The sequence below is a fragment of the Azospirillum thiophilum genome, from assembly GCF_001305595.1.
GTDB lineage: Bacteria > Pseudomonadota > Alphaproteobacteria > Azospirillales > Azospirillaceae > Azospirillum > Azospirillum thiophilum.
Genome location: NZ_CP012406.1, coordinates 16,359 through 43,130 on the forward strand (window position 1 = coordinate 16,359; position 26,772 = coordinate 43,130).

The 26,772-nt window shown below is 69.8% G+C and carries 28 protein-coding genes; 19 read left to right on the top strand and 9 right to left on the bottom strand.

What is annotated here, in order from left to right; genetic code table 11:
- Nucleotides 1-50 precede the first annotated feature (50 nt).
- From flaF to AL072_RS28455, 5 genes are read left to right on the top strand one after another with little or no spacing between them, the layout of a single operon-like run.
- Complete coding sequence (gene flaF, locus AL072_RS28435) at nt 51-446, top strand: flagellar biosynthesis regulator FlaF (protein WP_045584886.1); 396 nt, start codon at nt 51-53, stop codon at nt 444-446.
- The gene (locus tag AL072_RS28440; protein WP_045584887.1) at nt 436-924 is read left to right on the top strand and encodes a flagellar biosynthesis repressor FlbT; all 489 of its coding nucleotides are present in this window, start codon (nt 436-438) and stop codon (nt 922-924) included. The genes flaF and AL072_RS28440 overlap by 11 nt, the downstream gene beginning before the upstream one ends.
- Nucleotides 925-928: 4 nt before the next feature.
- Nucleotides 929-1,318, top strand: coding sequence for a flagellar protein FlaG (locus tag AL072_RS28445; protein ID WP_045584888.1), 390 nt, complete (start codon nt 929-931; stop codon nt 1,316-1,318).
- Entirely contained in the window at nt 1,315-2,106 is a 792-nt protein-coding gene (locus tag AL072_RS28450) for a DUF1217 domain-containing protein (RefSeq protein WP_045584889.1), read from the top strand. The genes AL072_RS28445 and AL072_RS28450 overlap by 4 nt, the downstream gene beginning before the upstream one ends.
- A gap of 37 nt (nt 2,107-2,143) precedes the next feature.
- A complete protein-coding gene (locus tag AL072_RS28455) occupies nt 2,144-3,289 on the top strand; it encodes a hypothetical protein (protein WP_052710323.1) in 1,146 nt (381 codons plus the stop codon).
- 15 nt (nt 3,290-3,304) lie between these two features.
- Here AL072_RS28455 and AL072_RS28460 read toward each other — a convergent pair whose 3' ends face one another.
- The 3 genes from AL072_RS28460 to fliI form a co-directional block, all read right to left on the bottom strand.
- Nucleotides 3,305-3,745, bottom strand: a complete 441-nt coding sequence (locus AL072_RS28460) for a YbaN family protein (RefSeq protein ID WP_052710324.1) — start codon at nt 3,743-3,745, stop codon at nt 3,305-3,307.
- Nucleotides 3,746-3,855: 110 nt separating this feature from the next.
- Nucleotides 3,856-4,533, bottom strand: a complete 678-nt coding sequence (locus AL072_RS28465; RefSeq protein ID WP_045584890.1) for a hypothetical protein — start codon at nt 4,531-4,533, stop codon at nt 3,856-3,858.
- Nucleotides 4,530-5,897 (bottom strand): flagellar protein export ATPase FliI, encoded by a 1,368-nt coding sequence (fliI, locus tag AL072_RS28470; RefSeq protein WP_045584891.1) that lies wholly within the window; start codon nt 5,895-5,897, stop codon nt 4,530-4,532. Before fliI ends, AL072_RS28465 begins: the two co-directional genes overlap by 4 nt.
- A 159-nt stretch (nt 5,898-6,056) precedes the next feature.
- On the opposite strand from fliI, the gene AL072_RS28475 reads away from it, so the two are divergent.
- The 5 genes from AL072_RS28475 to AL072_RS28495 all read left to right on the top strand — a co-directional run bounded on the left by AL072_RS28475 (nt 6,057) and on the right by AL072_RS28495 (nt 8,570).
- A complete protein-coding gene (locus AL072_RS28475; RefSeq protein ID WP_045584892.1) occupies nt 6,057-6,449 on the top strand; it encodes a flagellar basal body rod protein FlgG in 393 nt (130 codons plus the stop codon).
- A gap of 25 nt (nt 6,450-6,474) precedes the next feature.
- The gene (gene flgC / locus AL072_RS28480) at nt 6,475-6,894 is read left to right on the top strand and encodes a flagellar basal body rod protein FlgC (protein WP_144428404.1); all 420 of its coding nucleotides are present in this window, start codon (nt 6,475-6,477) and stop codon (nt 6,892-6,894) included.
- Nucleotides 6,895-6,905: 11 nt separating this feature from the next.
- Complete coding sequence (gene fliE, locus AL072_RS33865) at nt 6,906-7,274, top strand: flagellar hook-basal body complex protein FliE (protein ID WP_052710325.1); 369 nt, start codon at nt 6,906-6,908, stop codon at nt 7,272-7,274.
- A 203-nt stretch (nt 7,275-7,477) separates the two neighbouring features.
- Entirely contained in the window at nt 7,478-7,744 is a 267-nt protein-coding gene (gene fliQ / locus AL072_RS28490; protein WP_045584893.1) for a flagellar biosynthesis protein FliQ, read from the top strand.
- 25 nt (nt 7,745-7,769) lie between these two features.
- Nucleotides 7,770-8,570 (top strand): lysozyme family protein, encoded by an 801-nt coding sequence (locus AL072_RS28495; protein ID WP_052710326.1) that lies wholly within the window; start codon nt 7,770-7,772, stop codon nt 8,568-8,570.
- A 40-nt stretch (nt 8,571-8,610) separates the two neighbouring features.
- On the opposite strand, the gene AL072_RS28500 is transcribed toward AL072_RS28495, so the two are convergent.
- Together AL072_RS28500 and AL072_RS28505 are read right to left on the bottom strand one after the other, a co-directional pair.
- Nucleotides 8,611-9,012 (bottom strand): DUF1398 domain-containing protein, encoded by a 402-nt coding sequence (locus AL072_RS28500; protein ID WP_045584894.1) that lies wholly within the window; start codon nt 9,010-9,012, stop codon nt 8,611-8,613.
- A 58-nt stretch (nt 9,013-9,070) separates the two neighbouring features.
- Complete coding sequence (locus AL072_RS28505) at nt 9,071-9,532, bottom strand: MarR family winged helix-turn-helix transcriptional regulator (RefSeq protein WP_200909980.1); 462 nt, start codon at nt 9,530-9,532, stop codon at nt 9,071-9,073.
- 181 nt (nt 9,533-9,713) lie between these two features.
- Between AL072_RS28505 and flhA the strand changes: the two genes are divergently transcribed.
- The 5 genes from flhA to AL072_RS28530 all read left to right on the top strand — a co-directional run bounded on the left by flhA (nt 9,714) and on the right by AL072_RS28530 (nt 16,683).
- On the top strand, nt 9,714-11,807 hold the full coding sequence (flhA, locus tag AL072_RS28510; protein ID WP_045584895.1) for a flagellar biosynthesis protein FlhA: 2,094 nt from the start codon (nt 9,714-9,716) through the stop codon (nt 11,805-11,807).
- A gap of 3 nt (nt 11,808-11,810) precedes the next feature.
- A complete protein-coding gene (locus AL072_RS28515; RefSeq protein WP_045584896.1) occupies nt 11,811-12,569 on the top strand; it encodes a flagellar biosynthetic protein FliR in 759 nt (252 codons plus the stop codon).
- Nucleotides 12,570-12,572: 3 nt separating this feature from the next.
- A complete protein-coding gene (gene flhB / locus AL072_RS28520; RefSeq protein WP_045584897.1) occupies nt 12,573-13,655 on the top strand; it encodes a flagellar biosynthesis protein FlhB in 1,083 nt (360 codons plus the stop codon).
- A 132-nt stretch (nt 13,656-13,787) separates the two neighbouring features.
- Entirely contained in the window at nt 13,788-15,167 is a 1,380-nt protein-coding gene (gene trkA / locus AL072_RS28525) for a Trk system potassium transporter TrkA (protein WP_045584898.1), read from the top strand.
- A gap of 55 nt (nt 15,168-15,222) precedes the next feature.
- Entirely contained in the window at nt 15,223-16,683 is a 1,461-nt protein-coding gene (locus AL072_RS28530; RefSeq protein WP_045584899.1) for a TrkH family potassium uptake protein, read from the top strand.
- A gap of 43 nt (nt 16,684-16,726) precedes the next feature.
- Here the strand turns inward: AL072_RS28530 and AL072_RS28535 are convergent, their stop codons facing one another.
- Entirely contained in the window at nt 16,727-16,957 is a 231-nt protein-coding gene (locus AL072_RS28535; protein ID WP_045584900.1) for a hypothetical protein, read from the bottom strand.
- A gap of 100 nt (nt 16,958-17,057) precedes the next feature.
- Entirely contained in the window at nt 17,058-17,963 is a 906-nt protein-coding gene (locus tag AL072_RS28540) for a DUF4142 domain-containing protein (RefSeq protein WP_045584901.1), read from the bottom strand.
- Nucleotides 17,964-18,224: 261 nt separating this feature from the next.
- Between AL072_RS28540 and AL072_RS28545 the strand changes: the two genes are divergently transcribed.
- Both AL072_RS28545 and AL072_RS28550 read left to right on the top strand, forming a co-directional pair.
- Nucleotides 18,225-19,958, top strand: a complete 1,734-nt coding sequence (locus AL072_RS28545) for an FAD-dependent oxidoreductase (protein WP_045584902.1) — start codon at nt 18,225-18,227, stop codon at nt 19,956-19,958.
- Nucleotides 19,959-20,007: 49 nt separating this feature from the next.
- Nucleotides 20,008-20,598, top strand: coding sequence for a mismatch-specific DNA-glycosylase (locus AL072_RS28550; protein ID WP_082109256.1), 591 nt, complete (start codon nt 20,008-20,010; stop codon nt 20,596-20,598).
- Between the two features lie 27 nt (nt 20,599-20,625).
- Here the strand turns inward: AL072_RS28550 and AL072_RS28555 are convergent, their stop codons facing one another.
- Together AL072_RS28555 and AL072_RS28560 are read right to left on the bottom strand one after the other, a co-directional pair.
- Nucleotides 20,626-22,893 carry a xanthine dehydrogenase family protein molybdopterin-binding subunit gene (locus tag AL072_RS28555; RefSeq protein ID WP_082109257.1) on the bottom strand — a complete coding sequence of 756 codons (2,268 nt, stop codon included), beginning with the start codon at nt 22,891-22,893 and terminating at the stop codon, nt 20,626-20,628.
- 3 nt (nt 22,894-22,896) lie between these two features.
- Entirely contained in the window at nt 22,897-23,358 is a 462-nt protein-coding gene (locus AL072_RS28560) for a (2Fe-2S)-binding protein (protein WP_045584903.1), read from the bottom strand.
- 195 nt (nt 23,359-23,553) lie between these two features.
- Between AL072_RS28560 and AL072_RS28565 the strand changes: the two genes are divergently transcribed.
- Nucleotides 23,554-24,468, top strand: a complete 915-nt coding sequence (locus AL072_RS28565) for a LysR family transcriptional regulator (RefSeq protein ID WP_045584904.1) — start codon at nt 23,554-23,556, stop codon at nt 24,466-24,468.
- Nucleotides 24,469-24,704: 236 nt separating this feature from the next.
- Nucleotides 24,705-26,738 carry a hypothetical protein gene (locus tag AL072_RS28570; protein WP_045584905.1) on the top strand — a complete coding sequence of 678 codons (2,034 nt, stop codon included), beginning with the start codon at nt 24,705-24,707 and terminating at the stop codon, nt 26,736-26,738.
- Nucleotides 26,739-26,772 lie beyond the last annotated feature (34 nt).

A 26,772-nucleotide genomic window follows, 5' to 3' on the forward strand; every position in this document is an offset into this window, starting at 1 on the left:
GCAACCGGTCCGGCTTTCCGCCGCAAGGATCCCATCCCAGGGGTGCGCCCATGAGCATCGCCGCCTACCACCAGACCATCGCCGAGAGCGACGATCCGCGAAAGATCGAGTACCGCGTGTTCCTGCGGATCACGCTGGCGCTGGAGCGCAACGGCTCCGCCGACTGGCGCTCGTCCGATCTGAAGGACGCGCTGTGGCGGAACCTGGAGCTGTGGAACACCCTGCGCGCCGACCTGCTGGAGGACGGCAACGCCCTGCCCGAGGCGCTGCGCGCCGGGCTGGTCTCGCTGTCCTTCACGGTGGAGCGCCACAGCCAGCGCGTCCTGCGCGGCGAGGGCGGCGTCGACCTGCTGGTCGACATCAACCGGGCGGTGATGCAGGGATTGCAGGGCGCCCGCCAGCCCGCCAGGGAATTGGTGACGGAGGATCTGTCCTATGGCGCTTAAGCTCCGCCTCAAGCCCTGCGAGCGCGTGGTCATCAACGGCTGCGTCGTGCAGAACGAGAACCGCCGCTACACGCTGACGGTCTCCAACTTCGCCCAGATCATCCGCGGCAGCGACATCCTGCAGGAGGAGGACGCCGTAACCCCGGTGCGCCGCGCCTATTTCCTGATCCAGAACATGCTGCTCGACCCCACCGCCGCGGCCACCGGCGGCGGTGCCGTCGCCGACGCGATGGCCCAGCTCTACACCGCCTTCACCCGTCCGGACATCCAGGACCGCATCGCCCGCGCCATGGGGCATGTCGGCGAACGCGACTATTACAAGGCGCTCGCCGCCCTGCGGCCGGTCATGGACTATGAGGGCACGCTGCTCGCCGCCACGGGGGCGGCCGCGGCCGTTCCGGCGATCCGCCTCGACCAGCAGGCCGCAGATCAATACGCCACGGGCCAGCACGCCTTCGACCAGCACGCGGGAGGATGACGCCATGCCCACCCCCGTCACCGGCGTGACCGGCCCGTCGGGCGACCGGTCCGTCGCCAGCGCCGACATCATCGCCGAGGCGCGCCAGCGCCAGGCCGACCGCCTGCGCGCCGCCCAGGCCGAGACGACCAAGCCGGCCGAGGTGGTGGAGCGCACGGCCAAGCCCGAGGCTGCCGAGGCCGAACCCAAGCACGCCGCCCGGCCCTACCGCGTCAACCTCGATCCCGACACCCAGCGGATCTACACCGAGGTGCTCGACACCGCGACCGGGGAGGTGATCATGCGTATCCCCGCCGGCTACGGTGCCGGAGCCGGGGCGGAGGACGGCACGCAGGATGCGTCCGGGGCGTCCCCCGGGGCGGCGGAAGCGGACGGCGGGGAGGCGACGGCATGACGACCATCGTCGACCTGCGGGTGGTCAGCCGCAACCACGACCGCTACGAACAGGCGATCCGCAGCCGGCCGGCGGTGCAGCGCGCGATCAGCTATTTCCAGGACAACATCGGCAAGATCACCAACACCGAAGACTTCATGAAGGACGACAAGCTCTATCGCTTCGTCCTGGAAGCCTTCGACCTGGGCAGCCAGGCGAAGTCGCGCGGCCTGATCCGCAAGGTGCTGGAAGAGGGGGTGACCGACGGCGCCTCCACCGCCAACCGGATGAGCGACGCCAAGTTCAAGGAAATGGCGACCATCCTGGGATTTGCCGAGAGCGGCGGCGAGAATCTGAAGCAGCCGGCCGTCGTCCAGGCGATCATCGACCGCTATGTCGACGTGACGCTGGAGGTCGATTCGGAGGCGCAGAACCCGGCGGTGCGGCTTGGCCTCTATTTCCAGCGGCGGGCCGGGAACATCACCAACTGGTATCAGGTGATGGCCGACAGCGCGCTGCGCAAGGTGGTCTACACCACGCTCGGGCTGCCGGACCAGACGGCGCTGCTGGACGTCGACAAGCAGAAGGCGCTGCTGGAAAAGCGGATGGACATCGCCGACCTCCAGGATCCGGCGAAGGTGAGCAAGCTGATGGACCGCTTCGCCGCGATGTATGATCTGCAGAACGGCTCCTCCACCGCGACCGCCTCCATGCCGTCGATCGGCCCGATCTCCCGCAGCGGGCGTGCCTCGATCATCTCGATCGACCCATCCATCACCATGTCGCTGATGAGCTTCCCGCGCTTCTGATACCGCCGCGGGGCTCGCAGGCGGGAGGAACCCAGCCTTGCAGCCGCCAGCCGGCCACCCATCACAGGACCGAAGGACGCGCGACCGCATCCGGCCGCCGGGCACCACGGGCGCCGGGCCGGTGCGGCTCCGCGGCGCGGCCGGGGAGAGCGACGAGGATGACGGGCGCGACGCGCTGCACATCCTGCCGTTGTCGATCCTGCCGCTGGAGACGGCGGGGCTGCGCCGGGCTCGGCTGATCAAGAATGTCCGGCTGGAGACGGTGGCCGAGCTGTTCAACGACGCGCAGACCGGCAGCGGCCAGATCAGGATCGACCAGCTGCCGAAATGCTTCGGTCATGACGGTCCGGAATCCGCGCCGGACCCCGGGCCGGAATTCCGCCGCGACCTGCGCAAGATCAGCCAGATCGCCGAGTCCGCCAGCTTCGACGTCTACAGCCTGCGGCTGGAGCTGCGCCGCCTGAACATCGCCGTCGACGAGGCCGGCGCCCTGCGCCTGTCCGCCGCCAAGCGGGCCGAGCTGACCAGCTACATGCGCGTCTTCACCCGGCCGCTGATCGAGCATGTCTATGGCGCGCAGGGCGCCAGCATCTCCAGCATGGACGAGCTGATCCGCCTGTTCGCCCAGCCGGACGTGGAGGAGGCGCGGCGCCGGCTGCAGCTGACCGCCGACCGGCTCGACATCCCGCTGCTCGAGATCCCGGCCTTCCTGGAGGAGTATGCCGACATCTTCCTGTCGCTGGCCTATTTCAAGCGCTGCCTGGACGACATCGTGCCCGACGTGCAGGGATTCCTCGGCTGGATGGCCGAACTGTACCGGGTCAGCGAGGTGCGGCGCGACGCCCGCCAGGGCCGCATGCTGGACGAGATCGGCCATGACCTGACCGACATCTCGACCTCGATCACCGGCCGCTTCGAGAGCTTCGACAACCGGTCGCGCGATTTCTGGCGCGACATCAACCCGCAGAGCTTCCGCAGCATCCGCGACCTGATCGTCACCCATCACCTGACCATCGGCGGGGTGCTGTGCGGGCTGGCGGTGAAGATGAATTTGTGGAAGCACCGCTTCTCCCGCGGCGGCGGCCCGATCCGCCGGCTGGAGTTCATCCGCTCGGAGATCCTGCCGGGACTTGCCCACATCAAGACCATCGAGCAGGCGTCGCGCAACAACATGGGGATGTGAGCCCGGGGGGCCGGTTCAGGGCCGGGGATCCGGTTTGAGGCCGGGCGACGGCACCGGGCGCGACACCACATAGGCGCCGGCCGCGGTCATCACCAGCCCGGTGCCGCCCAGCACCAGATAGCCCGGCGACGAAACGGCGAGGACGGCGAAGCTGGCGGACATGCCGGCGACGGCCATGACCTTGGCCTTGACCGGGACGGCGCCGCGGTCCTGCCACTCGCGCACGGCATGGCCGAAACGGGCGTCGTTGCGCAGGCGCTCGCGCAGGGCCGGATTGCCGCGGGCATAGGCCCAGCCGGCCACCAGCAGGAAAGGGACGGTGGGCAGAACCGGCAGGAACGCGCCGGCCGTGGCCAGCCCGACCGCCCCATGCCCGACCAGCAGCCACAGCCGCCGCCGCCCGCTGCCCGCGGCACCGTCCTCAGCTGCCTTGTCGATGTCGCCGTCTTCCGCCACCCTGACCGCCCGTCCAATGTGAGACGTCGCACGTAATCGCCGGCAGGGATCCTAGCACGGCTTTCCGGCGCGGCTCCAGGGCGTCGGACCCCAGGTTGCGGACGGCGGCGTCACGCGCCCTTGCGGGTTTGTCCCGGCGTGGCGGCGTTGCCGGTCGCTTCCAGGCTGTAGAGCCTCGCCAGCAGCTGCGGCGCCGGCCGTTCGTCTGTTGGAATGGCCGCCGGGATTGCCGCTTGCGCGGATGCCGGTGCCGTTTCGGCCGGGGCGGTCTTGCGTCGCAGCGCTTCCGCCAGCGCCTGGGGGGAGGGCAGGGACGGGTCCATGCCGCCGTTGCCGCCGTCTCCGGGATCGAGCCAGGGCAGGGCTCCGGCCGGGGTGCCGGCCGTCGTTGCCGTGGCGGTGGCGGACTCCTCGCCGTCGATCAGGCTGCCGATGTGGCCGAGCACGCTGTCGCCGGTGACCTCCTCGAACGCGACCATGGCGGCGCTGCCGATCAGGCCGGGCAAGCCGCCGAACAGGAAGCCGCCGGCCAGCCGGGCGGGGATCGAGATGGTCTCGCCGGTCGCCTCGCGGTAGACCGACGACACCACCGGCAGCTGCTGGAGCGGGTTCACCGCATCCACCAGATCCCCGAAGCCGAGGCTCAACTTGTCGTCCAGCGTCTTGTCTTCCGGCGTCTTGGCCGGCTCGCTGCGGGCGGCGCGCTGCGCAGCGGCCGGGGTGACGGCCTTGGCGGCCAGCCCTTTGGTGGTCGGCTCCTTGGTGGTCGGCCGGGTGTCGATGCTCATGAACGGTCTCCGATGGCGGCAAGCAGCGCCTCCAGGCGCGCGAAGGTGGCGGCGGCGGGGGTGGGATCCTCCTTGCCCTGGCGCAGGAACTCCTCCAGCGGCGGATGCAGGTCGATGGCGGCGTCGGTCTCCGGATCGGTGCCGCGCTTGTAGGCGCCGAGCCGGATCATCTCCTTCATGCCGTCATAGGTGGCGGCCAGCGCGCGGGCGCGGCCGACGATGCGGTTCTCCCGCGCGTCGTGGCAGCCGGGCAGGGTGCGCGAGACGCTGCGCAGCAGGTTCACCGCCGGATAGCGGCCCTGTTCGGCGATCTTGCGGTCCAGCACCAGATGCCCGTCGAGGATGCCGCGCACCGCGTCGGCGATCGGCTCGTCATGGTCGTCGCCGTCGACCAGCACGGTGAAGATGGCGGTGATGTCGCCGCCTCCATTGCCCTTGCCGCCGTCCTCCGGGCCTGGGCCGGCGCGTTCCAGCAGGCGGGGCAGTTCGGCGAAGACACTGGGGGGATAGCTCTTGGCGGTCGGCGGTTCGCCTGCGGCCAGCCCGATCTCGCGCTGGGCCATGGCGAAGCGGGTGACGCTGTCCATCAGGCAGAGGACGTGCTTGCCCCCCTGGTCCCCTGAATCGCGCAGCTCCTCCGCCACGCTCATGCAGAGCAGGGCGGCCTGCCGGCGCATCAGCGGCGGCTCGTCGGAGGTGGCGACGACGACGACGGAGCGCGCCAGCCCTTCCGGTCCCAGATCGTCCTGGATGAATTCGCGCACCTCGCGCCCGCGCTCGCCGATCAGGCCGATGACGACGGCGTCGGCCTCGGCATGGCGGGCGACCATCGCCAGCAGGGTCGATTTGCCAACGCCCGATCCGGCGAAGACGCCCAGCCGCTGGCCGCGGCACAGCGGCACGAAGCTGTCGATCACCCGGATGCCGCTGTCCAGCCGCGCGCCCACCCGGCGCCGGGCGCAGGCGGCCGGCGGCGGCTGGCGCAGGGACCGCGGATGCTCGCCATTGCGCAGCGGACCCTTGCCGTCGATCGGTTCGCCCAGCGCGTTGACGACGCGGCCGAGCCAGCCCGGCCCCGGCCGCAGGGTGAAGGCGGTGTCGTCGGTGACGGCGGCGCAGCCCTCCGCCACGCCGTCGAGGTTGTCGAAGGCCATCAGCAGCGAGCGGCCGTTGCGGAAGCCGATGGTCTCGCACAGCACCCGGCTGCCGCGCAGCGTCTCGGCATGGCATTTGTCGCCGACCGACAGCACGCGCTGCAGCCCGTCGACCTCCAGCGTCATGCCGGCGGCGGACCGGATTTCCCCGCGCCAGCGGCGGGTCGGCAGCCGGTCGAGTTCCGCCGCCAGGGTGGCGAGTGCCGGCATCGGCGCCGTCTCCGTCAAAGTCCATCGATGGACGCAGTCTAGCGGGGGGAATTTAAATCCGGCTTTAAACCGGCGGGTTCATCGTCCGATCCCATGTTCCGGCGCCATCCGGTCTTGGGAAGAGGCGCCCATCCGAAGACATGGTGGACCGAGGTCGCAATGGATTTGAGTAAAATCGGTTTCTTCGAGCTTGCCGGGACGCGCATGGACTATCTGGCGCAGCGGCAGAAGCTGGTCGCCGAGAATGTCGTGAACGCCAACACGCCCGACTACCAGGCGCGCGACCTGAAATCCTTCGACAGCGTGCTGGACGGCTTCCGCCCGGTGGAGACCGCCCGCACCGCCGGCCTGCATCTGGTGGGCACCCGCTCGACCGGTCCCTATCGTGAGGCGGGCAAGGCGGCCTTGTGGGAATCGACCCCCTCGGGCAACGCGGTGTCGCTGGAACAGGAAATGATCAAGGGCAGCGAGACCCGCGACGCCTTCGCACTGACCACCAGCCTGTTCCAGCGCAATGTGCAGATGCTGCGCATGGCCTGGCGCAACGGCTGATGCGCCCACCGACGGAGACGACCCCATGATGAACGATGTCCTCGGCGCGACGCTGAAGATCGCCGGCGCCGGCCTCCAGGCGCAATCGACCCGGCTGCGCGTGGTCGCCGAGAATCTCGCCAACGCCGATTCCACCGCCACGACCAAGGGCGGCGAGCCCTACCGCCGCAAGACGGTGTCGTTCGACAGCGTGATGGACCGTTCGGTCGGGGCCGATCTGGTGCAGGTGAAGCAGATCGGCCGCGACCGCAGCGATTTCCAGCTCGCCTACGACCCCTCGCACCCGGCGGCGGACGACAAGGGCTATGTCAAGAAGCCGAACGTCCAGCCGCTGATCGAGATGATGGACATGCGCGAGGCCGGCCGCGCCTTCGAGGCCAGCATGAACGTCATCGAACAGTCGCGCGCCATGATGGGCCGCGTCGTCGACCTGCTGCGCAGCTGAGGAGCCCTCCCATGATCGAGATGTCCGTCGGCCGCGTCGCCGCCGCCTATGCCGCCAACCGCAGCCCCGCCGTCAGCGGCCTCGCCGAGGCACAGGCGCCGGCCTCGGCTGCGTCGGCCTTCTCCGCCACCGGCGGCACCGACGCGGTGGCGGCCAGCGCCGAGAGCGATTTCGGCGGCTTCCTCGACAAGTCGATCGCCCAGGCGGTCGACACGCTGAAGGAGAGCGAGCGGGTGTCGCTGGCCGCGGTGTCGGGCAAGGCCAGCGCCCAGGACGTGGTGCGCTCGGTGCTGGCCGCCGAGATGACGGTGCAGAGCGTCGTCGCCATCCGCGACAAGATGGTCCAGGCCTATCAGGAGATCATGCGGATCGCGGTGTGAGCCGTCGCGCCTGCCCCCTCCCCATCCCTCCCCCGCTTCGCGGGAGAGGGGGCAGGACATCCGTTCAAGTTGCTGCCATGCCGAAGCGGCGGAGTTCCCTCTCCCGCGGTCGGACCGGCCTTAGGCCGGCCGAGTGCGGGGGAGGGTTAGGGAGGGGGCAACGCAGAGCCACAACTCCCTACAAGCGAAGGACCATCCCCGCCATGAATCAGGCCGACGTGCTGGAGGTGCTGCGCAGCGGCATATGGACGACCCTGCTGGTCGCGGCGCCGCCGCTGATCGTCGCGGTGGTTGTCGGCGTGTCGATTTCGCTGGTGCAGGCGCTGACCCAGGTTCAGGAGATGACCTTGACCTTCGTGCCGAAGATCGTTGCCATCCTGGCGGTAACGGTGCTGGCGCTTCCCTTCATGTATGGTACGCTCGCCACCTACGCGGATCGGTTGAGCGACCTGATTGTCGCCATCGATTAGCGCAGTGGCGAAGCGGCGCAGACCGATGCGGGCAGTCCTTCCCCTTCTCGGCCTTCCCCTTTTCGGCTTGCTCGCCTATCCGGCCGGCGGTGCGGCGGCATCGCCGGCCGGCGCCTCTCAGATCGGGATTTGGAGCACCGCGCTCTATGCCGCGCCCAAGGTGCCGCCCAAGGCCCCGCCAAATGCTCCGGTCCAGCGGTCGGGGAAGGCGCTGCCGCCCGAAGCGCAATGCATCGCCGCCATCCTGGACGCGGAAAAGGCGGCCGGCATCGCCGACCATCTGCTGCTGGCGATGGGCTTCACCGAATCCGGGCGGCGGACCGAGGACAGGCTGTTCACCGCCTGGCCCTGGACGGTGAATACCGAAGGGAAGTCCCATTATTTCCAGACCCGCGACGAGGCCATCGCCTTCGTGCGGGCGGCGCAGGCGCGGGGCGTGCAGTCCATCGACGTCGGTTGCCTCCAGGTCAATCTGCGCTGGCACCCGGATGCCTTCCCCGACCTCGCCACCGCCTTCGACCCGCCCGCCAACGCCCGCTATGCGGCCTCCTTCCTGTCGGCGCTGCGGCGCGACCACGGCTCGCTGGAGACCGCCGTCGCCCGCTACCATTCCGCTCAGTCCGAGCGCGGCGAGGCCTATCGCCAGCGCGTGACCGGCAACCTGCGCTGGGTCGCCGGGGCGCTGGGCTATCTGGAGACGCTTGCGGCCGGGCCGGTGGGCGCGGCGCCGGTCTGGACCGCGGCGGAGCGCGGCCGGCTGAGCTTCCTGTCCGGCCTGTTCGCCGACGGGCCGGCCCGGCCGCTGCTGCCGGAAGGGCAGAACTGAGGCCGCCGCCCGGCGCCGCGCGGAGTTCTGCCGCGTCCGCTCAATGCGGGAAATGTTCGACGTGGCTTTCCGCGGTGCGGCCGTAATAGACGACCCGCCTGCCGAGGAAGGAGACCATGTAGCCGGCACAGCCGGCCGCCCTCACCGTCTCGCAGAATCCCCGGTAGCTGTAGCCGGGCGAATTGGCCTGGGCCTCGCGGACGGCGGCCTCGATCGCGTCGGCGCGGAAGGCGGCGGCGACCGGACCCGGCACGGCCATGGCCGGCAGCTCGACGCTGTCGCCGTCGGGCAGATAGTAGGTGCTGGTGCCGCGGCGGTAATCGACGGCGTAGCCTTCGAAGCCGGCGGCAATGAGGGTGCCGACGATGGTCGGGAAGTCCATGGTGCCGTCATGGGAGGCGGCAAGGCAGCTTCGGGCGATCGACGTCTGCTGCGCGTTCATCGGCGCTCTCCTTGGCAGTGGGATGTGTGATGGACAGGGTGACTGCCTGCGCGCCCGCTCAAGTCAGGGGGCTGCCCTTCAGCCCCTGCGCCGCGGCGACCTTCTTCAGGATCCGGTCGATCTGCGCCCGCTCGTCGGGGGTCAGGCAGCCGAAGGCGGCGGCATCGTTCTCGTCGGCCAGCCGGGCCAGCTCCGGCACCAGCAGCGCCCCGGCCTCCGACAGGGCCAGGCTGTGCGCGCGGCCGTCCTTCGGGTCGTCGCTGCGCGTGACCAGTGCCTTGGCGACCAGCCGGTCGGCCAGCTTGCTGATCGCGCCGCGGGTCATTCCCATCCGTCCGGCCAGCCGATTGGGAGCGAGCGGACCGGTTGCATACAGCTCCCGCAGCATGACCCACTCGGCCACGGTCACGTCCATGCCCTCCAGCCGGCGGGCGAAGGCGAAGGAGACATGGTTGGACACCAGACGCATCCAGTAGCCGAGATGTTCGGTCAGGCCGGAGATGGTATCGGGGGATCGCATGGTGGCCGCCTTGTTTGTTAACTAGGAAACTATCAATGTTTTGTTTCCTAGTCAACTATTTTCCGGGAGGCTGGCCGGCGCGGTCTCCCGTGCCGATTGGCCCGGCCTTAAATCCCGGTTTTACCGCGACACCCTATCGTTCCCGGAACGCGACCTTTCCCTCGAACCCTTCCGGAACGCCATGACCTTCACGGATCACGTCCGCAGCCGGTTCGGCCTGATCGGCGACATCGGTCTGGCGAACCGCGACGTGCTGTTCGCGGTCGCCATCCTGATGGTGCTGGCGGTGCTGTTCCTGCCGGTGCCGTCCTGGTTCCTCGATCTCGGGCTGGCGCTGTCCTTCTCGGTCGCGGTGCTGGTGCTGATGGTGTCGCTGTGGATCCCGCGGCCGCTCGACTTCTCCTCGTTCCCCACCGTGCTGCTGGTGGTGACGATGATGCGGCTGGCGCTGAACATCGCGTCGACCCGCCTGATCCTCAGCGAGGGGCACAACGGCCACGGCGCCGCCGGCCACGTCATCCAGGGCTTCAGCCAGTTCGTGATGGGCGGCAACTTCGTCATCGGCGTGGTGATCTTCTGCATCCTGGTGGTGATCAACTTCGTGGTCATCACCAAGGGCGCCACCCGCATCGCCGAGGTCGGCGCCCGCTTCACGCTCGACGCCATCCCCGGCAAGCAGATGGCGATCGACGCCGACCTGTCGGCCGGCATGATCGACGACATCGAGGCGCGGCGGCGGCGCAAGGAGCTGGAGGACGAAAGCACCTTCTACGGCGCCATGGACGGCGCGTCGAAATTCGTGCGCGGCGACGCGGTGGCCGGGCTGGTCATCACCGTCATCAACGTGCTGGGCGGCATGGCGATCGGCATCGCCCAGAAGGGGATGAGCTTCGACAGCGCCGCCTCCGCCTACACCACGCTGACGGTGGGCGACGGGCTGGCGACCCAGATCCCGGCGCTGGTGGTGTCGCTGGCCGCCGGCCTGCTGGTGACCAAGGGCGGCAATGTCGGCTCGGCCGAAAAGGCGGTGATCGACCAGCTCGGCGCCTATCCCAAGGCGCTGCTGGTGGCGGCCGGGCTGCTGATGGCGCTGGCGGTGACGCCGGGCCTGCCGATGGCGCCCTTCCTGGTCATGGGCGGCGCCTTCGCCCTGCTCGGCTGGTACGCGCCGCGGCGCAAGGCCCGCCGAGTCGCGCTGGCCAAGCTGGACGAGAGCCGCAAGGCCCCCGCCGCCGCCCCGGAGGAGACGGTCGAGGACATGCTGAAGGTCGACGAGGTGAAGGTGGAGGTCGGCAACCACCTCGTCCCGCTGATCCTCAACAAGAACGGCCCGCTGACCACCAAGGTCAAGACGCTGCGCAAGCGCTTCGCCACCGAGTTCGGCTTCATCCTGCCGTCGGTGCGCATCAAGGATTCCAGCTTCTTGGCCCCCAAGAGCTACGTCATCAGCATCATGGGGGTGGAGGCGGCGAAGGGCGAGGTGCGGCCAAAGCACCTGCTCGCCATCGATCCCACCGGCGGGGCGGTGCCCGACATCGCCGGCGACGCGACGCGCGAGCCGACCTTCGGCCTGCATGCCAAATGGATCGACCCCGCCCGCCACGAGGAGGCGGTGGCCAAGGGCTACACCGTGGTCGATCCGGAAAGCGTCATCACCACCCACCTGACCGAGGTCATCAAGGACAACCTCTCCACCCTGCTGACCTTCGCCGCCTTGCAGAAGCTGATCGACGGGCTGGGGCGCGAGTACCAGAAGCTGATCAACGACATGGTGCCGAGCCAGATCTCGCTGGTCGTGCTGCAACGGGTGCTCCAGCAGCTCCTGTCGGAGCGGGTGTCGATCCGCAACCTGCCGGCCATCGTCGAGGCGGTGGCGGAGGCCGTCGGCTGGACCCGCCACATCACGCTGATCACCGAACATGTGCGCATGCGGCTGGGCCAGCAGATCCACCAGGGGCTTGCCGGGCCGGACGGCTTCGTGTCGGTGATCGCGCTCAGCCCGCGCTGGGAACAGGCGCTGCTCGACGGCATCGCGGTGGAGGGCGACGACCGCCGCTTCGTCATGCCGCCCAGCCAGGTGCAGGAGTTCCTGACCGCGGTGCGGCTGAAGATCCAGAAGCACGCGACTCCCCAGGTCTGGCCCGCCCTGCTGGTGGGGGCGGAGGTGCGGCCCTTCGTCCGCTCGCTGCTGGAACGGGTCAGCCCGATGACCCCGGTGCTGAGCCATGCCGAGCTGCACCGCAAGGCGTCGCTCAAGACCATCGATCAGGTCTAGGCGATGGACGCTCTGAGCCAGCTGCTGACCCTGGAGATCTACCGCGGGCTCGTCGTGCTGGCGCGGGTCGCCGCCGCCATCGGGCTGCTGCCCGGCTTCGGCGAGGCGGCAGTGCCGATGCGGGTGCGGGCGGCGCTGGCGGTCATCGTGACGCTGGTGCTGCTGCCGGGGCTCGACGGGCTGCCCGGCCGCATGCCGGAACAGCCGGTCGACATGCTGCGCACGCTGGCCGGGGAGACGCTGGTCGGCGCCTATCTCGGCCTCGGCGCCCGGCTGTTCATGGCCGCGCTGCAGACCACCGGGGCGCTGGTGGCGCAGGTGGTCGGGCTCAGCAACCCCTTCTCGATGGAGGCGGCCGGGTTCGAGGGCGGGTCGGTCCTGTCCGGCGTGCTGCTGATCGGCGGGCTGGCACTGCTGTTCGCGTCGGACGTGCATTACCTGATGATCGGCGCGCTGGCGCGGTCCTACGGCTCCTGGCCGGCCGGGGCGTTTCCGGAGATCGGGCTGGTCGCCCAACGCTTCGCGCAGCTGCTGGCGACCACCTTCCGGCTGGGGGTGGGGCTGGCCGCGCCCTTCATCCTCTACGGGCTGGTGATGAATCTGGCGCTCGGGCTGGTCAACCGGGTGATGCCGGCGATGCCGGTCTATTTCGTCGCCACGCCCGGCATGCTGATGGTCGGGCTCGGCCTGTTCATGGCGACCGCCGGCGCGATGCTGACCGCCTTCGTCGCCGCGCTCGGCGGCTGGCTGTCGGGGAGCTGAGCGATGGCCGGAGAGGACGACGAGCAGAAGACCGAGGAACCGACCGAGAAACGCCTGCGCGAGGCGGCGGAGAAGGGCGACGTCCCGCGCGCCCGCGATGTCGGCCTGCTGTCGGCGATGCTGGCGGCCTGGACCATCGTGCTGATGGCGGCGCCCGATGCGGCGGCGCGGCTGTCGGCGCTGCTGCTGCCGCTGATCGAGAATCCCGACGACATCCGCATCGACGACAGCGCCGCCGACGTCATCCACAACCTGCATTGGCTGATCGCCGGCACCGCCGTCGTGCTGCTTCCGGTGCTGGGCATCCTGCTGGGCGGGGTGGTGCTGTCGGCGCTGGGGCAGGGGCCCTTCGTGGTCGCGACCGACCGCATCCGGCCCAAGCTGTCGCACCTGTCGCCGGGGTCGGGCTGGAAGAGGATCGCCGGCCGCCCGGCGCTGGTCGAATTCGTCAAGAGCCTGGTCAAGCTCGCCATCATCAGCGCGGCGGCGTGGCATGCGCTGGCGCCCTACATCGCTTGGACGGAGGATACTGTGGGCATGGACGTCGCCGGATTGCCCAACCTGCTGCGGGACGTGACCTTGCGGCTGCTGCTGGCCGTCCTGCTGGCGACCGTCCTGATGGCGGCGGTGGACGTGCTGTGGAACCGGCTGGAATGGCGCCGCCGCCTGCGCATGAGCCATCAGGAGGTCAAGGACGAGTTCAAGCAGATCGAGGGCGATCCCAACGCCAAGGCCCGGCTGCGCGATATCCGCCGGTCGCGCTCGAAGAAGCGGATGATGGCGAACGTGCCGCGCGCGACGGTGGTCATCACCAACCCGACCCATTTCGCCGTCGCGCTGGAGTACGAGCGCGGCCGGACCGCCGCGCCGGTCTGCCTCGCCAAGGGCGCCGACCTGATCGCGCTGCGCATCCGCGCCGTCGCCCAGGAGCACGGCATTCCCATCGTCGAGAATCCGCCGCTCGCCCGCGCCCTCCACGCCACGGCGGAGGTCGATGCGGTCATCCCGCTCCAGCATTACCAGGCGGTGGCGGAGGTCATCACCTATGTGCTGAAGCTGAAGGGCGGGCTGGCCCGGCGGGGGTGACGGCAAGGGCTGATGGGGGGTGGCGGCGGGCCCCGAACGCCATTCCGCTTGCAACGGACCGTTCCTGCGGTCATCTCCTCACCGACGAACGCCGGCATGAGCCGGGGTCGGGTGGGCGGGGACGGGAACCGAATGAAGGCGATCATCTGTGGGGCGGGGCAGGTCGGGGCCAGCATCGCCCGGCATCTCGCGCTGGAAGACAACGACATCACGGTGATCGACACCTCGACCGAGCTGGCGCAGCGGATGGACGAGAGCCACGACGTGCGCGGGATGGTCGGCCACGCCTCCCACCCCGACGTGCTGGCGCAGGCGGGCGCGCGGGATGCCGACATGCTGATCGCCGTCACCCATTCCGACGAGGTCAACATGGTGGCCTGCCAGGTCGCCCATTCGGTGTTCAACATTCCGGTCCGCATCGCGCGCATCCGCAAGCAGGCCTATCTGCGGCCGGAATGGTCGAAGCTGTTCGCCGACGAGCATCTGGCGATCAACGTCGTCATTTCGCCGGAGGTGGAGATCGCGCACAGCATCGCGCGGCGCCTGCGCTCCCCCGGCGCGTTCGAGATGGTGCCGCTCGCCGACGGCAAGGTGCATCTGGTCGGCGTCCACTGCACCACCAGTTCGCCCCTGCTCGACACCCCGCTGCGCCGGCTGACCGAGATGTTCCCGGATGTGCGCGCCGCCGTGCTCGCGGTCTTCCGCGGCGGCACCGGCTTCGTCCCGAAGGGCGACGACGTGCTGCGGCTCGGCGACGACGTGCATCTGGTCTGCCGGACCGCCGACATCGTCCGCGTCGTCGCGCTGTTCGGCCATGCCGAGGCGCCGGCCCGCCGCCTGGTCATCGCCGGCGGCGGCAATGTCGGCTTCAATCTCGCGCAGATCGTCGAACGGCAGATGCGCGGCATCTCGATCAAGATGATCGAGGGCAACGCGGAGCGGGCCGAGCTGATCTCGCGCTCGCTGCGGTCGAGCACGGTGGTGCTGAACGGCGACGCGCTCGACCATGAGATCCTGGAGGAGGCGCAGGTCGGCCGCGCCGAGACCATCGTGGCCGTCACCAACGACGACGAGACGAACGTCTTCACCTCGCTGCTGGCCAAGCGCGCCGGCTGCGGCCGGGCGATCACGCTCCTGAACAAGACCTCCTACGCGCCGATCGTCGCCGGGCTGGGAATGGACGTCGTCGTCAACCCGGCGGCGGTCACCGTGTCGTCCATCCTGCGCCATGTGCGGCGCGGCCGGGTCGCCGCGGTGCAGACCATCGGCGACGGCTTCGGCGAGGTGGTCGAGGCCGAGGCGCTGGAGACCTCGCGCGCCGTCAGCGGTCCGATCGGGTCCATAGGCCTGCCGTCCGGCCTGACCATCGGCGCCCTGGTCCGCGACGGGGAGGTCATCATCCCCACCGGGCAGACGGTGATCGAGCCGCATGACCGGGTCATCGTGATGGCCACCGCGGACCTCGTGCGCAAGGTCGAGCGGCTGTTCGCCGTCGGGCTGGAGTTCTTCTGAGCGGTTGCCATCGCCCCCGCCATCGCCCCCGCCATCGCCCAAGCACGAAGACATCATGCCGAATTTGAGGCCGATCCTTTTCATCGTCGCCATCGTGCTTCTTGCGCTGTCCGCAACGATGCTGATCCCGGCGGCGGTCGACCATGCCTATGGCAATCCGGACGCGCGGGTCTTCCTCTATTCCGCCGCCTTCACCGGCGGCTGCGGCGGAGCGCTGGCCCTCGCCACGCGCTGCCACCTGCAGGGCGGCCTGTCGCTGCGCCAGGCCTTCCTGCTGACGCCGCTGACCTGGACCGCCACCGCCGCCTTCGCGGCGCTGCCCTTCCAGTTCGGCCATTTCCCGGATTTGTCGCTGAACTACGCCAACGCCTTCTTCGAGACGATGTCGGGGCTGACCACCACCGGCTCCACCGTGCTGGTCGGGCTGGACCGCACGACGGAGGGGATCCTGCTGTGGCGGGCGCTGCTGCAATGGCTGGGCGGCATCGGGATCATCGGCGTCGCCGTCGCCGTGCTGCCGGCGCTGCGCGTCGGCGGCATGCAGCTGTTCCGCACCGAATCCTCCGACCGCTCGCAGAAGGTGCTGCCGCGCGCCCAGCAGATCGCCAAGGCCATCGCCGCCGTCTATTCCGGGCTGACGCTGATCTGCGGCGTCTGCTACTGGCTGGCGGGGATGACCCCGTTCGAGGCGGTGGTGCATGCGCTGACCAGCCTGTCGAGCGGCGGATTCTCCACCTCAGACCAGTCGATCGGGCAGTTCGAACGCCCGCTGCTGCACTGGCTGGTGACGCTGTTCATGCTGCTGGGCAGCCTGCCCTTCGTCCTCTATGTCCGCACGCTGGCCGGCCAGCGCGACGCGCTGTGGAAGGACAGCCAGGTGCGGACCTATCTGGTCTTCCTGGCGGCGGTGATCCTGCCGCTGAGTGTCTGGCTGGCGGCGACCCACGGCTATGCGTTCGCCGACGCCCTGCGCCTGGTCGCCTTCAACGTGGTGTCGGTCGTCACCACCACCGGCTATGCCTATACCGACTACAGCCAATGGGGAAATCTGGCGGTCGGCGTCTTCTTCGGGCTGACCTTCATCGGCGGCTGCACCGGCTCGACCGCCGGGGGCATCAAGATCTTCCGGTTCGAAGTGATGGTGACGGTGCTGCGCACCCATTTTCTGCACCTGATCTATCCCCGCGGCGTCTTTCCGCGCCAGTACGGCAACCGCCGGCTGGACGACGACGTGCTGGGGTCGGTGATCGTCTTCTTCGCGCTGTTCTTCACCGCCTACAGCGTGGTGACCATCGCGCTGATGGCGCTGGGGCTGGACTTCATCACCAGCGCCAGCGCCGCGGTCACCGCGCTGGCGAATGTCGGCCCCGGGCTGGGCGAGATCATCGGCCCGGCCGGAACCTTCTCGTCCCTGCCGGATGCTGCCAAATGGCTGCTGTCGCTGGCGATGCTGCTGGGCCGGCTGGAGCTGTTCACCGTGCTGGTGCTGTTCATGCCGCGCTTCTGGCGGGGCTGAGGGGACGGCGGGGTGGGTGGCCTGCCCCGCCGGGCTGAGGGTCCTACGGGGTTCGATCGGCCTCCGGCTCGCGGTTGGCCGCGTGGTCCTGCATCTGTTCGGTCTGGATGGTCTTGCCGTCGAGACCGCGCGCCTCGGTGTGGCGGGACTTGTCGCGGTTCGACAGCACCGTGTTGTCGCCGATGGAGCCGGCGGGCAGGTCCGTGGTGGCGCCGGTTCCGCTGCCCTTGCCCTGCGCGCCGGTGCCCATGTGCTTCTTGCTGGCATTCGCCATCGCGATTTCTCCCTATGGCTGGCCGTCCGGTGCCGGGACCGGAGCCCCGGCGCCGGAGACGGATGGTTGACGGGGATTGTCGGGGGCAATTCCGCAGGGATTACTGCGTATTGCCGCTGGGGGCGGCGCCGCGCTTGCCCAGCGAGACGGTGGTGCCGTCATATTCGAATTCGGCCATCTGCTTGACCTGATCCTCGGTCACCTGGCGGGCGACGAGGCGGTCGCCGTCGGCGTTCAGCAGGTTGTAGTCGAGCGCCACCTGCTTGGCCCCGATGCCGAGGATGCCGCCGCGGTCGAGGATCACCTGGGTGGCGTTGCCGGATTGCGGGTCGAGGATGATGTCGGCCACATCGCCCAGCTTGTTGCCGTCCTGGCCATAGACGTCCTTGCCCATCAGGCTCTCGAAGCTGGTGCGCTGCTGGGTGGCGTTGCCGGCAGCATTGCCGGTGGTGCCGGTGGCGGAGGCGACGGCCGGGCGCAGGTCGCGCACCTGGCGCAGATGCTGCTCCAGCGTCGGCAGCGTCTGTTCGGCGAAGCGTTTCAGGTCGGCGTCCTTGCCGGTCTCCGCCTGGGTGCGGAACAGGGCGACGGCGGTCTGGTGGGCCTCGATCTGGCCCTGCAGATAGGCGGCGTCGAACTGGTCGGCCTTCAGGGCGCGGAGTTGGTCCAGCTTCTGCTGGTGTTCGGAATCGAGGCTTGTCGGCAGCGTCATCGATTTCTGCTGTGCCAGTGCCTTCATGGCCTCGGAGGTCTTGCCATGGTCGGCCGCCATATGGCTGCCGAACTGCTTGACCCCGGCGTCCTTCGCCTGCTCCTGCGCCAGCTTGCCGGCCTGGATCTCGAACATGTCGCTGATCGCGGCCTTTTCGGCGAAGGTCTTGTCGGCCTGTGCCGGCTGGCCCGCCTGGGTGGCGGTCTTGGCCGGCGTCGGGGTCTGGGCCAGGGCGATGGCGGGTGCCGCGAACAGCATCAGGGCCGCGGTCGCGAGAAGGTGGTGGCGTTTCATGGCGGCTGTTCCTGCAGGTGCATGGTGATCGATCGCGGTTCCGGTCCCGGCCGACGGCCGGAGCCGGAGCGCCGTTCTTCCCTCCTTCAACCGGCGAGACCGGCCGGCGTTCCGAAACCGGAGCACTGCCGCTTTCGTGCGCCGGCGGTGCAGCGGGGCGAATGACGTAGCGCGCCGGGGGTATAGCCGAATGCGCGCTCGGCCTAGGCCGCCCGTCCGGGGCAAGAAGAAACGGCTTATGTCCCCGGTACGGAGGCCCGCTTGCTACGTGACGCCCGCCATGTCCTGAACGGCACGCACATCGATTGCGATCTCTGCATCGTCGGCGGCGGCGCCGCCGGCCTCACCATGGCGCGCGAACTGGCCGGCGGGACGTGCAGCGTCGTCCTGCTGGAGGGCGGCGGGCTGGAGGTCGACGGCATCTCCCAGGCGCTCTATGCCGGGCGCAACGTCGGCCTGCCCTACGAGCGGCTGACCACCGCGCGCAGCCGCTATCTGGGCGGCAGCACCAACTGCTGGGGCGGCTTCTCCCGGCCGCTGGAGCCGGGGGACTTCGTCCGGCGCCCCTGGATCCCCGGCAGCGGCTGGCCGATCGCGCGCGAGGCGCTGATGCCCTACTACGAGCGCTCGCAGGAGGTGCTCGGCCTCGGCCCCTTCGACTATGGCAACGGGTTCTGGATGGAGCGGGTGGGAGGGCCGAATGCCACCCTGTTTCCCCTGGACGGGGTGGATGGCCAAATGGGTGGCGGAATGGACGGGGGCGATTTCGAGAACCGCGTCGCCCAGCTCAGCCCGCCGATCCGCATGGGCGAGGCCTACCGGGCGGAGATCGGGCGCGCCGCCAACATCACCGCCTTCCTCAACGCCAACGTGACCGGGCTGGAAACCAACGCCACAGCCAGCGCGGTCGAGCGGGTCCGGGTCCGCACGCTGGGCGGCCCCGGCTTCACCGTCGGCGCGCGGTTGTTCGTGCTGTGCTGCGGCGGGATCGAGAACGCGCGCATCCTGCTGCTGTCCAACGGGGTGCAGGCGGCGGGGCTGGGCAACGGCAACGATCTGGTCGGCCGCTGCTTCGCCGACCATCCGCGCTTCAAGACCGGGCCGGTGCGGCTGACCCAGCAGAGGCAGCACCGCAGGCTCTACGACGTCAGCCTGTGCCTGGCCCGGCGGCGGCTGCGGCGGCCGCACCCCCCGGTGGCGCTGGCGCTGGCGCCGACCGCGGAACTGCAGGCGCGGCACGAGCTGCCCAATTCGCGCACATATCTGGTCGCCTCCTACCATTCCGGGGCGCTGGACGCCTTCAAGGCGATGCGCGACCTGCGGCTGCTGCCGTCCCGCCACCGTTGCCGCCGCTTCGGCGTGTCGGAGGACGAGGCGGCGAGCCTGCTGCGCAATGCCGGCCCGCGCATCCTGCGCAGCCTGCCGCAGCTGGTCCACGCCCTGTTCGACAGCACGATCGATCCCGGCTGGCTGCCGCGCCGCTTCACCCTGGAAACGGTGCTGGAGCCGGTCCCCAACCCCGACAGCCGGGTGACGCTGGACCATGCCACCGACCCGTTCGGCTGCAACCTGCCGCGGGTGGACTGGCGGCTGACCGACCAGGACCGCCGGGGGGCCGCCGAGACCCAGCGCCTGCTGCGCGAGGAGTTGCTGCGCCGGGGCCTGATCTCCGTCGATGGCGATGGGGAGGACGGCGGGGAGGGCGATGCGGAGAGGGGGGCGGCGGCGATGGCCGACGTCGGCTGGTGCTGGCACCATATGGGGACGACGCGCATGCATGAGTCGCCGCGTCACGGCGTGGTCGATGCCGATGGCCGCGTCCATGGGGTGGGGAATCTCTATGTCGCCGGCAGCTCGGTCTTTCCGACCATGGGGGCGGACCATCCGACCATGACCATCGTCGCGCTGGCCCTGCGGCTGACCGACCGCGTCGCCGCGCTGCTGCAGGACGAGCGGAGCAGCCCGCCCGCCCCGGCGGTCGCCGCCTCGCTTTGAGCGGGACGGCACAATCCTGTATTCCTCTCCCATCCGGGAGGAGTGCGCCATGGATCTGTTCGACGATGGTCCCGCCATGCCGGCGGAGGGGTTGCCGGAGCCGGCCGGGCCGCTGCCCGACATTGTGGCGCCCGGGCTCGACTGCCTGTTCGTCGGCTTCAATCCGGGGCTGCGGTCGGGGGCGCTCGGCCATCACTATGCCGGGCGGGGCAACCAGTTCTGGCGCCTGCTGGCGGCGGCCGGGCTGACCCCGCGGCTGTACCGGCCGGAGGAGGACGTGACCCTGCCGGCCATCGGGCTGGGCTCCACCAACCTCGTGGCGCGGGCAACCGCCAGCGCCGCCGAGCTGTCGCGGGCGGAGCTGCGCGGCGGGGTGCCGCGGCTGGCGCGGATCGTCGCCCATGTCCGGCCGCGGGTGCTGGCCTATACCGGCAAGGGTGTCTATCTGGCGGCGACCGGCCTGCCCGACGCGCCGTGGGGCGTGCAGGAACGGCCGCTGTTCGACGGCGTCGCCGATGTGGTGGTGCCCTCGCCGAGCGGTCTCGCCCGCCTGCCCTTCGAGGAGAAGCTGCGCTGGTACCGGGAGGTGCGGGCGGAGATCGGAACGGAGATCGGGGCGCCGACCGGGCGGCGGCGCTGACGCCGCCCGGCCTGGCGCCCCGTCCCGTCAGCTGACGATGCCGCCCCGGCTGAAGGGCAGCGTCTGCAACGGCTGGCCGGTCACCGAGAAGACGGCGTTGGCCATTGCCGGGGCGACGGTCGGGACGCCGGGCTCGCCGGCGCCTGTCGGCCGTTCGTGCGAGGGCATGATGTGGACCTCGACCGCCGGCATGTCGGACATCCGCATCGGCAGATAGCCGTCGAAGTTGCCCTGGTCGACCAGACCGTCGGTCATGGTGATCTCGCCGCGCAGGGCATGGCCGATGCCCCAGCCGGCGCCGCCCTCCATCTGCGCCTTGACGATGTCGGGGTTGACCACCTCGCCGCAATCGACGGCGACGACGACGCGGTCGACCTTGAACTGGCCCTTGTCGCCCACCGTCACCTCGACGACATGCGCGACGAAGGTGTTGAAGCTCTCATGCACGGCGACGCCGCGGCCTTTGCCCTTGGGCAGCGGCTGGCCCCAGCCGGCCTTCTCCGCCGCCAGCTTCAGCACGCCGGCCAGCCGCGGATGGTCCTTCAGCATCTCCAGCCGGAAGGCGACCGGATCCTTGCCGGCCGCCTTGGCCAGCCGGTCGATCGTGACCTCCTTGGCATAGGCGGTGTGGGTGTGGCCGACCGACCGCCACCACAGGGTGGTGACCGGCGAAGCGGCGGTGTGCGCATCGACGGCGAGATTCGGCACCGGATAGGCCATGTCCGACGCGCCCTCGACCATCGTCGCATCGACGCCGTTCTTGACCATCACCGCCTCGAACGGCGTGCCGGCCATGAAGCTCTGGCCGACGATGCGCTGCTTCCAGCCGACGATGGCGCCCTTGGAATCGACCGCCGCCTTGATCCGGTGCAGCACCAGCGGACGGTAGCGGCCGCCCTTGATGTCGTCCTCGCGCGTCCACACCAGATGCACCGGGGCCTTGGGATAGGCCTTGGCGATCATCGCCGCCTCGACGATGTAGTCGGCGTTGGTGGTGGCACGCCGGCCGAAGCTGCCGCCGGCCCATTGGGTCTCGATCCTCACCTGTTCCGGCTTGCAGCCGAGGACGCCGGCGACGGCCATCTGCTCCACGGTCTGGAACTGCGAGCCGGCCCAGATGGTGCAGCCGCCCTCGGGGTTGAGGGCCACCACCGCGTTCAGCGGCTCCATCGGCGCATGGGCGAGGTAGGGGAACACATAGTCGCCCTCGACCACATGGCCGCCCTTGGCCGCGGCGTCGGCGATGGCCTTGTCGGCGTCGCCCTTGCCGGCGGCGACCGCACCCGGCCGGTCGGCCAGCTTGCGGAAGTCGGCCAGCATGGCGTCGGTGCCGCGCATCTCGGACTTGGCGTCGTCCCAGGTCACCTTCAGCGCCTCGCGGCCCTGGATGGCGGCCCAGCTGTTCTTCGCGATCACCGCGACGCCGACCGGCAGGGTCACCACCTCGATCACGCCGGCCACCTTGCGGGCGGCGGCATCGTCGACGCTCTTCACCGTGCCGCCGAAGCGCGGGCTGCGGGCCAGCACCGCCGTCACCTGGCCGGGGCGGCGGATGTCCATGGCGAAGACGGCGGTGCCGTCGGTCTTGCTGACATGGTCCAGCCGGTGCAGGTCCGGCTTGCCGATCAGCACATAGTCCTTCCGGTCCTTCAGCTTGACCTGCTGCGGCACCGGCAGCTTCGCCGCCTCCTCCGCCAGCTCGCCGAAGGTGAAGCTGCGATTGCTCGCGGCATGGCGCACCACGCCCTTCGCCACCGTCACCTCGCCGGCCGGAACCGTCCAGCGCGCGGCGGCTGCGGCGACCAGCATCGCACGGGCGGCGGCGCCGGCCATGCGCAGCTCGTCCCAGCTGTTGGCGACGGCGGTCGAGCCGCCGGTGCCCTGGAGGCCGAAGAAATGGTTGGCGTAGAGCTTGCCGTCGGCCGGGGCGAAGGCGCCGCGCAGCTGCGCCCAGTCGGCGTCCAGCTCCTCCGCGACGATGGTGGCGAGGCCGGTGACGATGCCCTGGCCCATGTCGAGATGCTTGGCCAGCACCGTCACGGTGTTGTCGGGCGCGACGATGACGAACAGCTGCGGGCGTGGGTCGGCCGGGCCGACGATCTTCGGCGCGGCGTCCGCCGCCAGCGCCGGCAGCGGCAGGTGGGCGCCGATGACCAGCGCGCCGGCCCCGGCGCCGATGGCCTTCAGGAAGCCGCGGCGCGAGGGTGCAGGCAGATGGCCGAAGGCGGGAGCGCCATCGAGGCCGGGTTGGGCGAATCCCGATTGGGCCGCCTGACGGATCAGGTGATGCAGCATGGCTCAGGCCCTCATCGTCTGGGCGGCATCCTTGATCGCCGCGCGGATACGGACATAGGTGGCGCAGCGGCAGACATTGCCGTCCATCGCCGTGTCGATGTCCTGGTCGGTCGGGTTCTGGTTGTCGGTCAGCAGCGCGATGGCGCTCATGATCTGGCCCGACTGGCAATAGCCGCACTGGACGACGTCCAGCTTCTGCCACGCCGCCTGGACGGCCTGGGCCGCCTTGCCCTTCACCCCCTCGATGGTGGTGATTTTGCTTTCGGCGGTCAGCATGCCGACCGGCGTCTGGCAGGCGCGCGTCGGCGTGCCGTCGACATGGACGGTGCAGGCGCCGCACTGGGCGACGCCGCAGCCGAACTTGGTGCCGGTCATGTTCAGCTCGTCCCGCAGAACCCACAGGAGGGGCATGTCGTCGGGCACGTCGACCTGACGGACCTCGCCGTTGACGTTGATGCTAATCATGGCTCTTGCCTCTTTCTCCCTGGACGGATCCGGTGCCGGTTCGACCGCTGGACGGGTCGGCGACGGGTCCGCTGCCCGGTTGGGGCGTTGGCTTGCGAATTGGCTTTTCGGTTGTCGACTGCTGGCTCAAGCGCTGCCTGGACAGATTACACCGTTCAGTGCACAATGAAGTAGGCGGCTTTGGTTCATATCGTCATGAAAGCTATTCATAACCCTGCGCTCGACCTCAACCTGATCAAGGTGTTCGACGCGCTGCTGGAAACCCGCAACGTCTCGCGCGCGGCCGAGGCGCTGGGCGTCAGCCAGTCGGCGGTCAGCCATGCGCTGGCCCGGCTGCGCACGCTGGTCGGCGATCCGCTGTTCGTGCGCACCGGCAACCGGATGGAACCGACCCCGCGCGCCCAGCGGCTGGCGGAGCCGCTGCGCGACCTGCTGGTCGGCGCGGCGCGGGCGCTGTCGGCGGAGGAGGATTTCGACCCCCAGCGGGAGGAGCGGAACTTCACCATCTCCACCCCCGATTCCATGCAGGCCGTGCTGCTGACCGGCATCCTGCGCGACGCGGCGGAGGGCGATCTGCGCGTGTCGGTCTCGCTGCTCAACCACGACCCCGACGCCGTGCTGAACGGGCTGGACGACGGCACCCTCGATCTGGCGATCGGCTATCTGCCGGAGCTGCGGCGCTGGCACGACCGGCAGGTGCTGTACCGGGAAACCCATGTCTGCCTGTTCAATCCGGAGCTTGTGCCGGTCGCCCCGCCCATCGGGCTGGAGGATTACACCCGCTATCCGCACCTGATGCCGTCGCTGCGCGGCGGGCTGACCAGCTTCATCGACGACGAATTGGCGGCGTTGGGAACCCGGCGGCGGGTCGCCGCCTCCACCACCCAGTTCCTGGCGATCCCCGTGATCCTGACGCAGGCGCCGATGCTGACCTCGCTGCCCGCCCGGCTGGCCCGGCTGTGCGCCGATGCGCTGGGGCTGGCGACCAGCCCGCTGCCCTTCGACATCGGCGACTATGAGGTCTCGATGATCTGGCACCGCCGCAACACCGCTTCCCCGTCGCACAGCTGGCTCAGGCAGCGCATCGGCGAAGAGGCGGCGAAGCTCTGAGAGTGCCGCCGCGGTGGAAAGCCGGGCCTTCGCATATCCCGGAATGCACGTAAAAAAAGAAAATCCTAAAATATTTTCCATTGTCCGCGCATGGTTATCAACGCTAGATCATCATTCATACGAATAATTTCTTCCGGCGCGAGTGGCGTTGCCAGTCGTGGCCGCTCCTGACATTCGCCCGATCGTGTGCGGCCGACCCGCCACCGCTTCGTGCGCCCTCACGGAAAGGGATCGACATGAGTTTCCTCAATCCGGTGCGCCTCGTCTTTTCAGGGATTTTCCAGGCCGACGTCTCCACGGTGAACAACGACGTCCGCCATTACGACAACGACACCTTCGAGCCCGCCTACCAGGAGTTCCAGAAGTCCCTGCCGAATGGGGCCGCGGTCGCCAACGGCTGGTGGAACCCGACCGGGTCGGGCGCCTTCCGGCTGATCGACTGCCGCGTGACCGGGCTGGGCTTCGCCGACGGCAGCTTCGTCGAAGGGCCGGATGCGGATCCCGTGCTGGGCATGCTGATCGGCGGCTCCACCGACCGCACCAGCGGCAAGCTGGTCGACCTCGACCCGCAATGGCAGATGGCCTCGACCCCCTGGGGCCTGGATGTGCGGCTGACCGACGGCAGGACGCCGGCCTTCTTCGGCGGGCGCTACCAGCCCAACCCCTTCCGCGACCTGTGGTTCAACCGGAACGTCAACGGCAACGCCGACGGCGCGGCGTCCTCGACCTTCCAGTCGGTGCTGGAGAATGTCGAGTGGGCCGACGACGCGGCACTCAGCCCCTTCCTGCGGCAGCTGCGCGACGCCACCACCGGCGGCATGCTGTCGATCCGGCTGGCGACCTTCGGCTATATCGGCAACGTCAAGGATCCGCGCTTCACGCTCGGCACCGTCGTCGGCACCATCGGGCCGCAGCTTGCGGGCGAGCCGACCTCCTTCGTCCGCGGCCGGCGCTTCGTCCCGGCCAACAACATTCCCAACAGCTGGGCCGGCATCACCTATTTCTCCGGCCAGGTCGACGGGCCGTCGCGCACCGCCTTCCTCGACCTGTCGAACGCGCTGCAGACCACCGACGGCAAGGGCACGCTCAACCCGGTCGGCCGCATGACGCTGGGCATCCTGCGCGACCCGTCGATGGCGGAGAACACGCCGGTCACCCCGGACAGCTTCCTGCCGGTCGCCGAAATCCCCTATGGCGAGCCGCGCTGGCTGGCGCGGACCGCCGGCGTGGTCGCGGCCAAGCTGACCGACGAGCAGTTCGAGCTGGCGCAGACCCGGCCGCTGGCCCTGGTGACGGTTTCGGAGACGAACCCGGGGGCGACCGATCTCGACCTCGGCTTCGGCATCGTCGCCATCCGCGAGGCGCAGGACGGGCTGTATGTCTGCGCCGAGCCGCTGGTCCACCGCATCGACGGGGCCGGGCGGGCGGAATCGCTGGTCTATGCCACGCGCTACGGCCAGCCGGTGCCCGGCGCCGCCATCGCCATCACCCAGATGGGCCGCATCCCCGGCCAGGGCGGCGGTTTCGGTGTCGACCAGCCGACCGCCGAAATCCCCGACATGGGCGTTCCGGAAGCGGCGGTGAGTTTCGAGGTCGAGGGTGGAGCGGCCACCGGCGGCACCATCCTCGCCGACGGGAACGGCGTCGCCCGGCTGGGGATCGCCACCCGGTCGCCGGGCAACCCGCGCGGCTACATCGACGGCCAGATCTACCTGATCGACTACCGCGTTCCCGGCCAGAGCAACACGGCGCGGTCGTCGTTCGACTACATCGCCCTGCATGTCCGCGACGATTTCGACGTGCCGGCCGACCCGACCTGGGACGACATCGCGCCGATCATGGCGCAGTACGGCAACCTCTACCCGATCATGAGCAAGCATCTGGTCGATCTGGGCAGCGAGGCGTCCTGCGCCCGCCATGCCGACATCCTGCATCTGGCCTTCTCGCTGCCGGAATCGGACCCGAACTACATGCCGGTCACCCGCGACCTGTCGGTCTACAGGCGCGACACCATCCTGGCCTGGCTGGCCAAGGTGCAGCGCGGCGAGACGGCGGTGGAGCGGGGGGTGAAGGCGGTGGCCGGGGCTGCCGGCGGCGCGGCATCCGGTGGCCCGGCATCCGGCGGCCCGGCTCCGGGCCTGCGCACCGGTCCGTCCGGCGCCGCCCCGGCGGGTGCGGCCACGGCGACGCCGGACCAGCCGACGGCGGCCGACGGCAAGACCCGTTTCGCCAAGAGCTTCTCCCGCGTCGCCACGCCGTCGCGTTCCTGACGCCCGGCCCCGATGCCCGGCTCCTGGGAGAGCC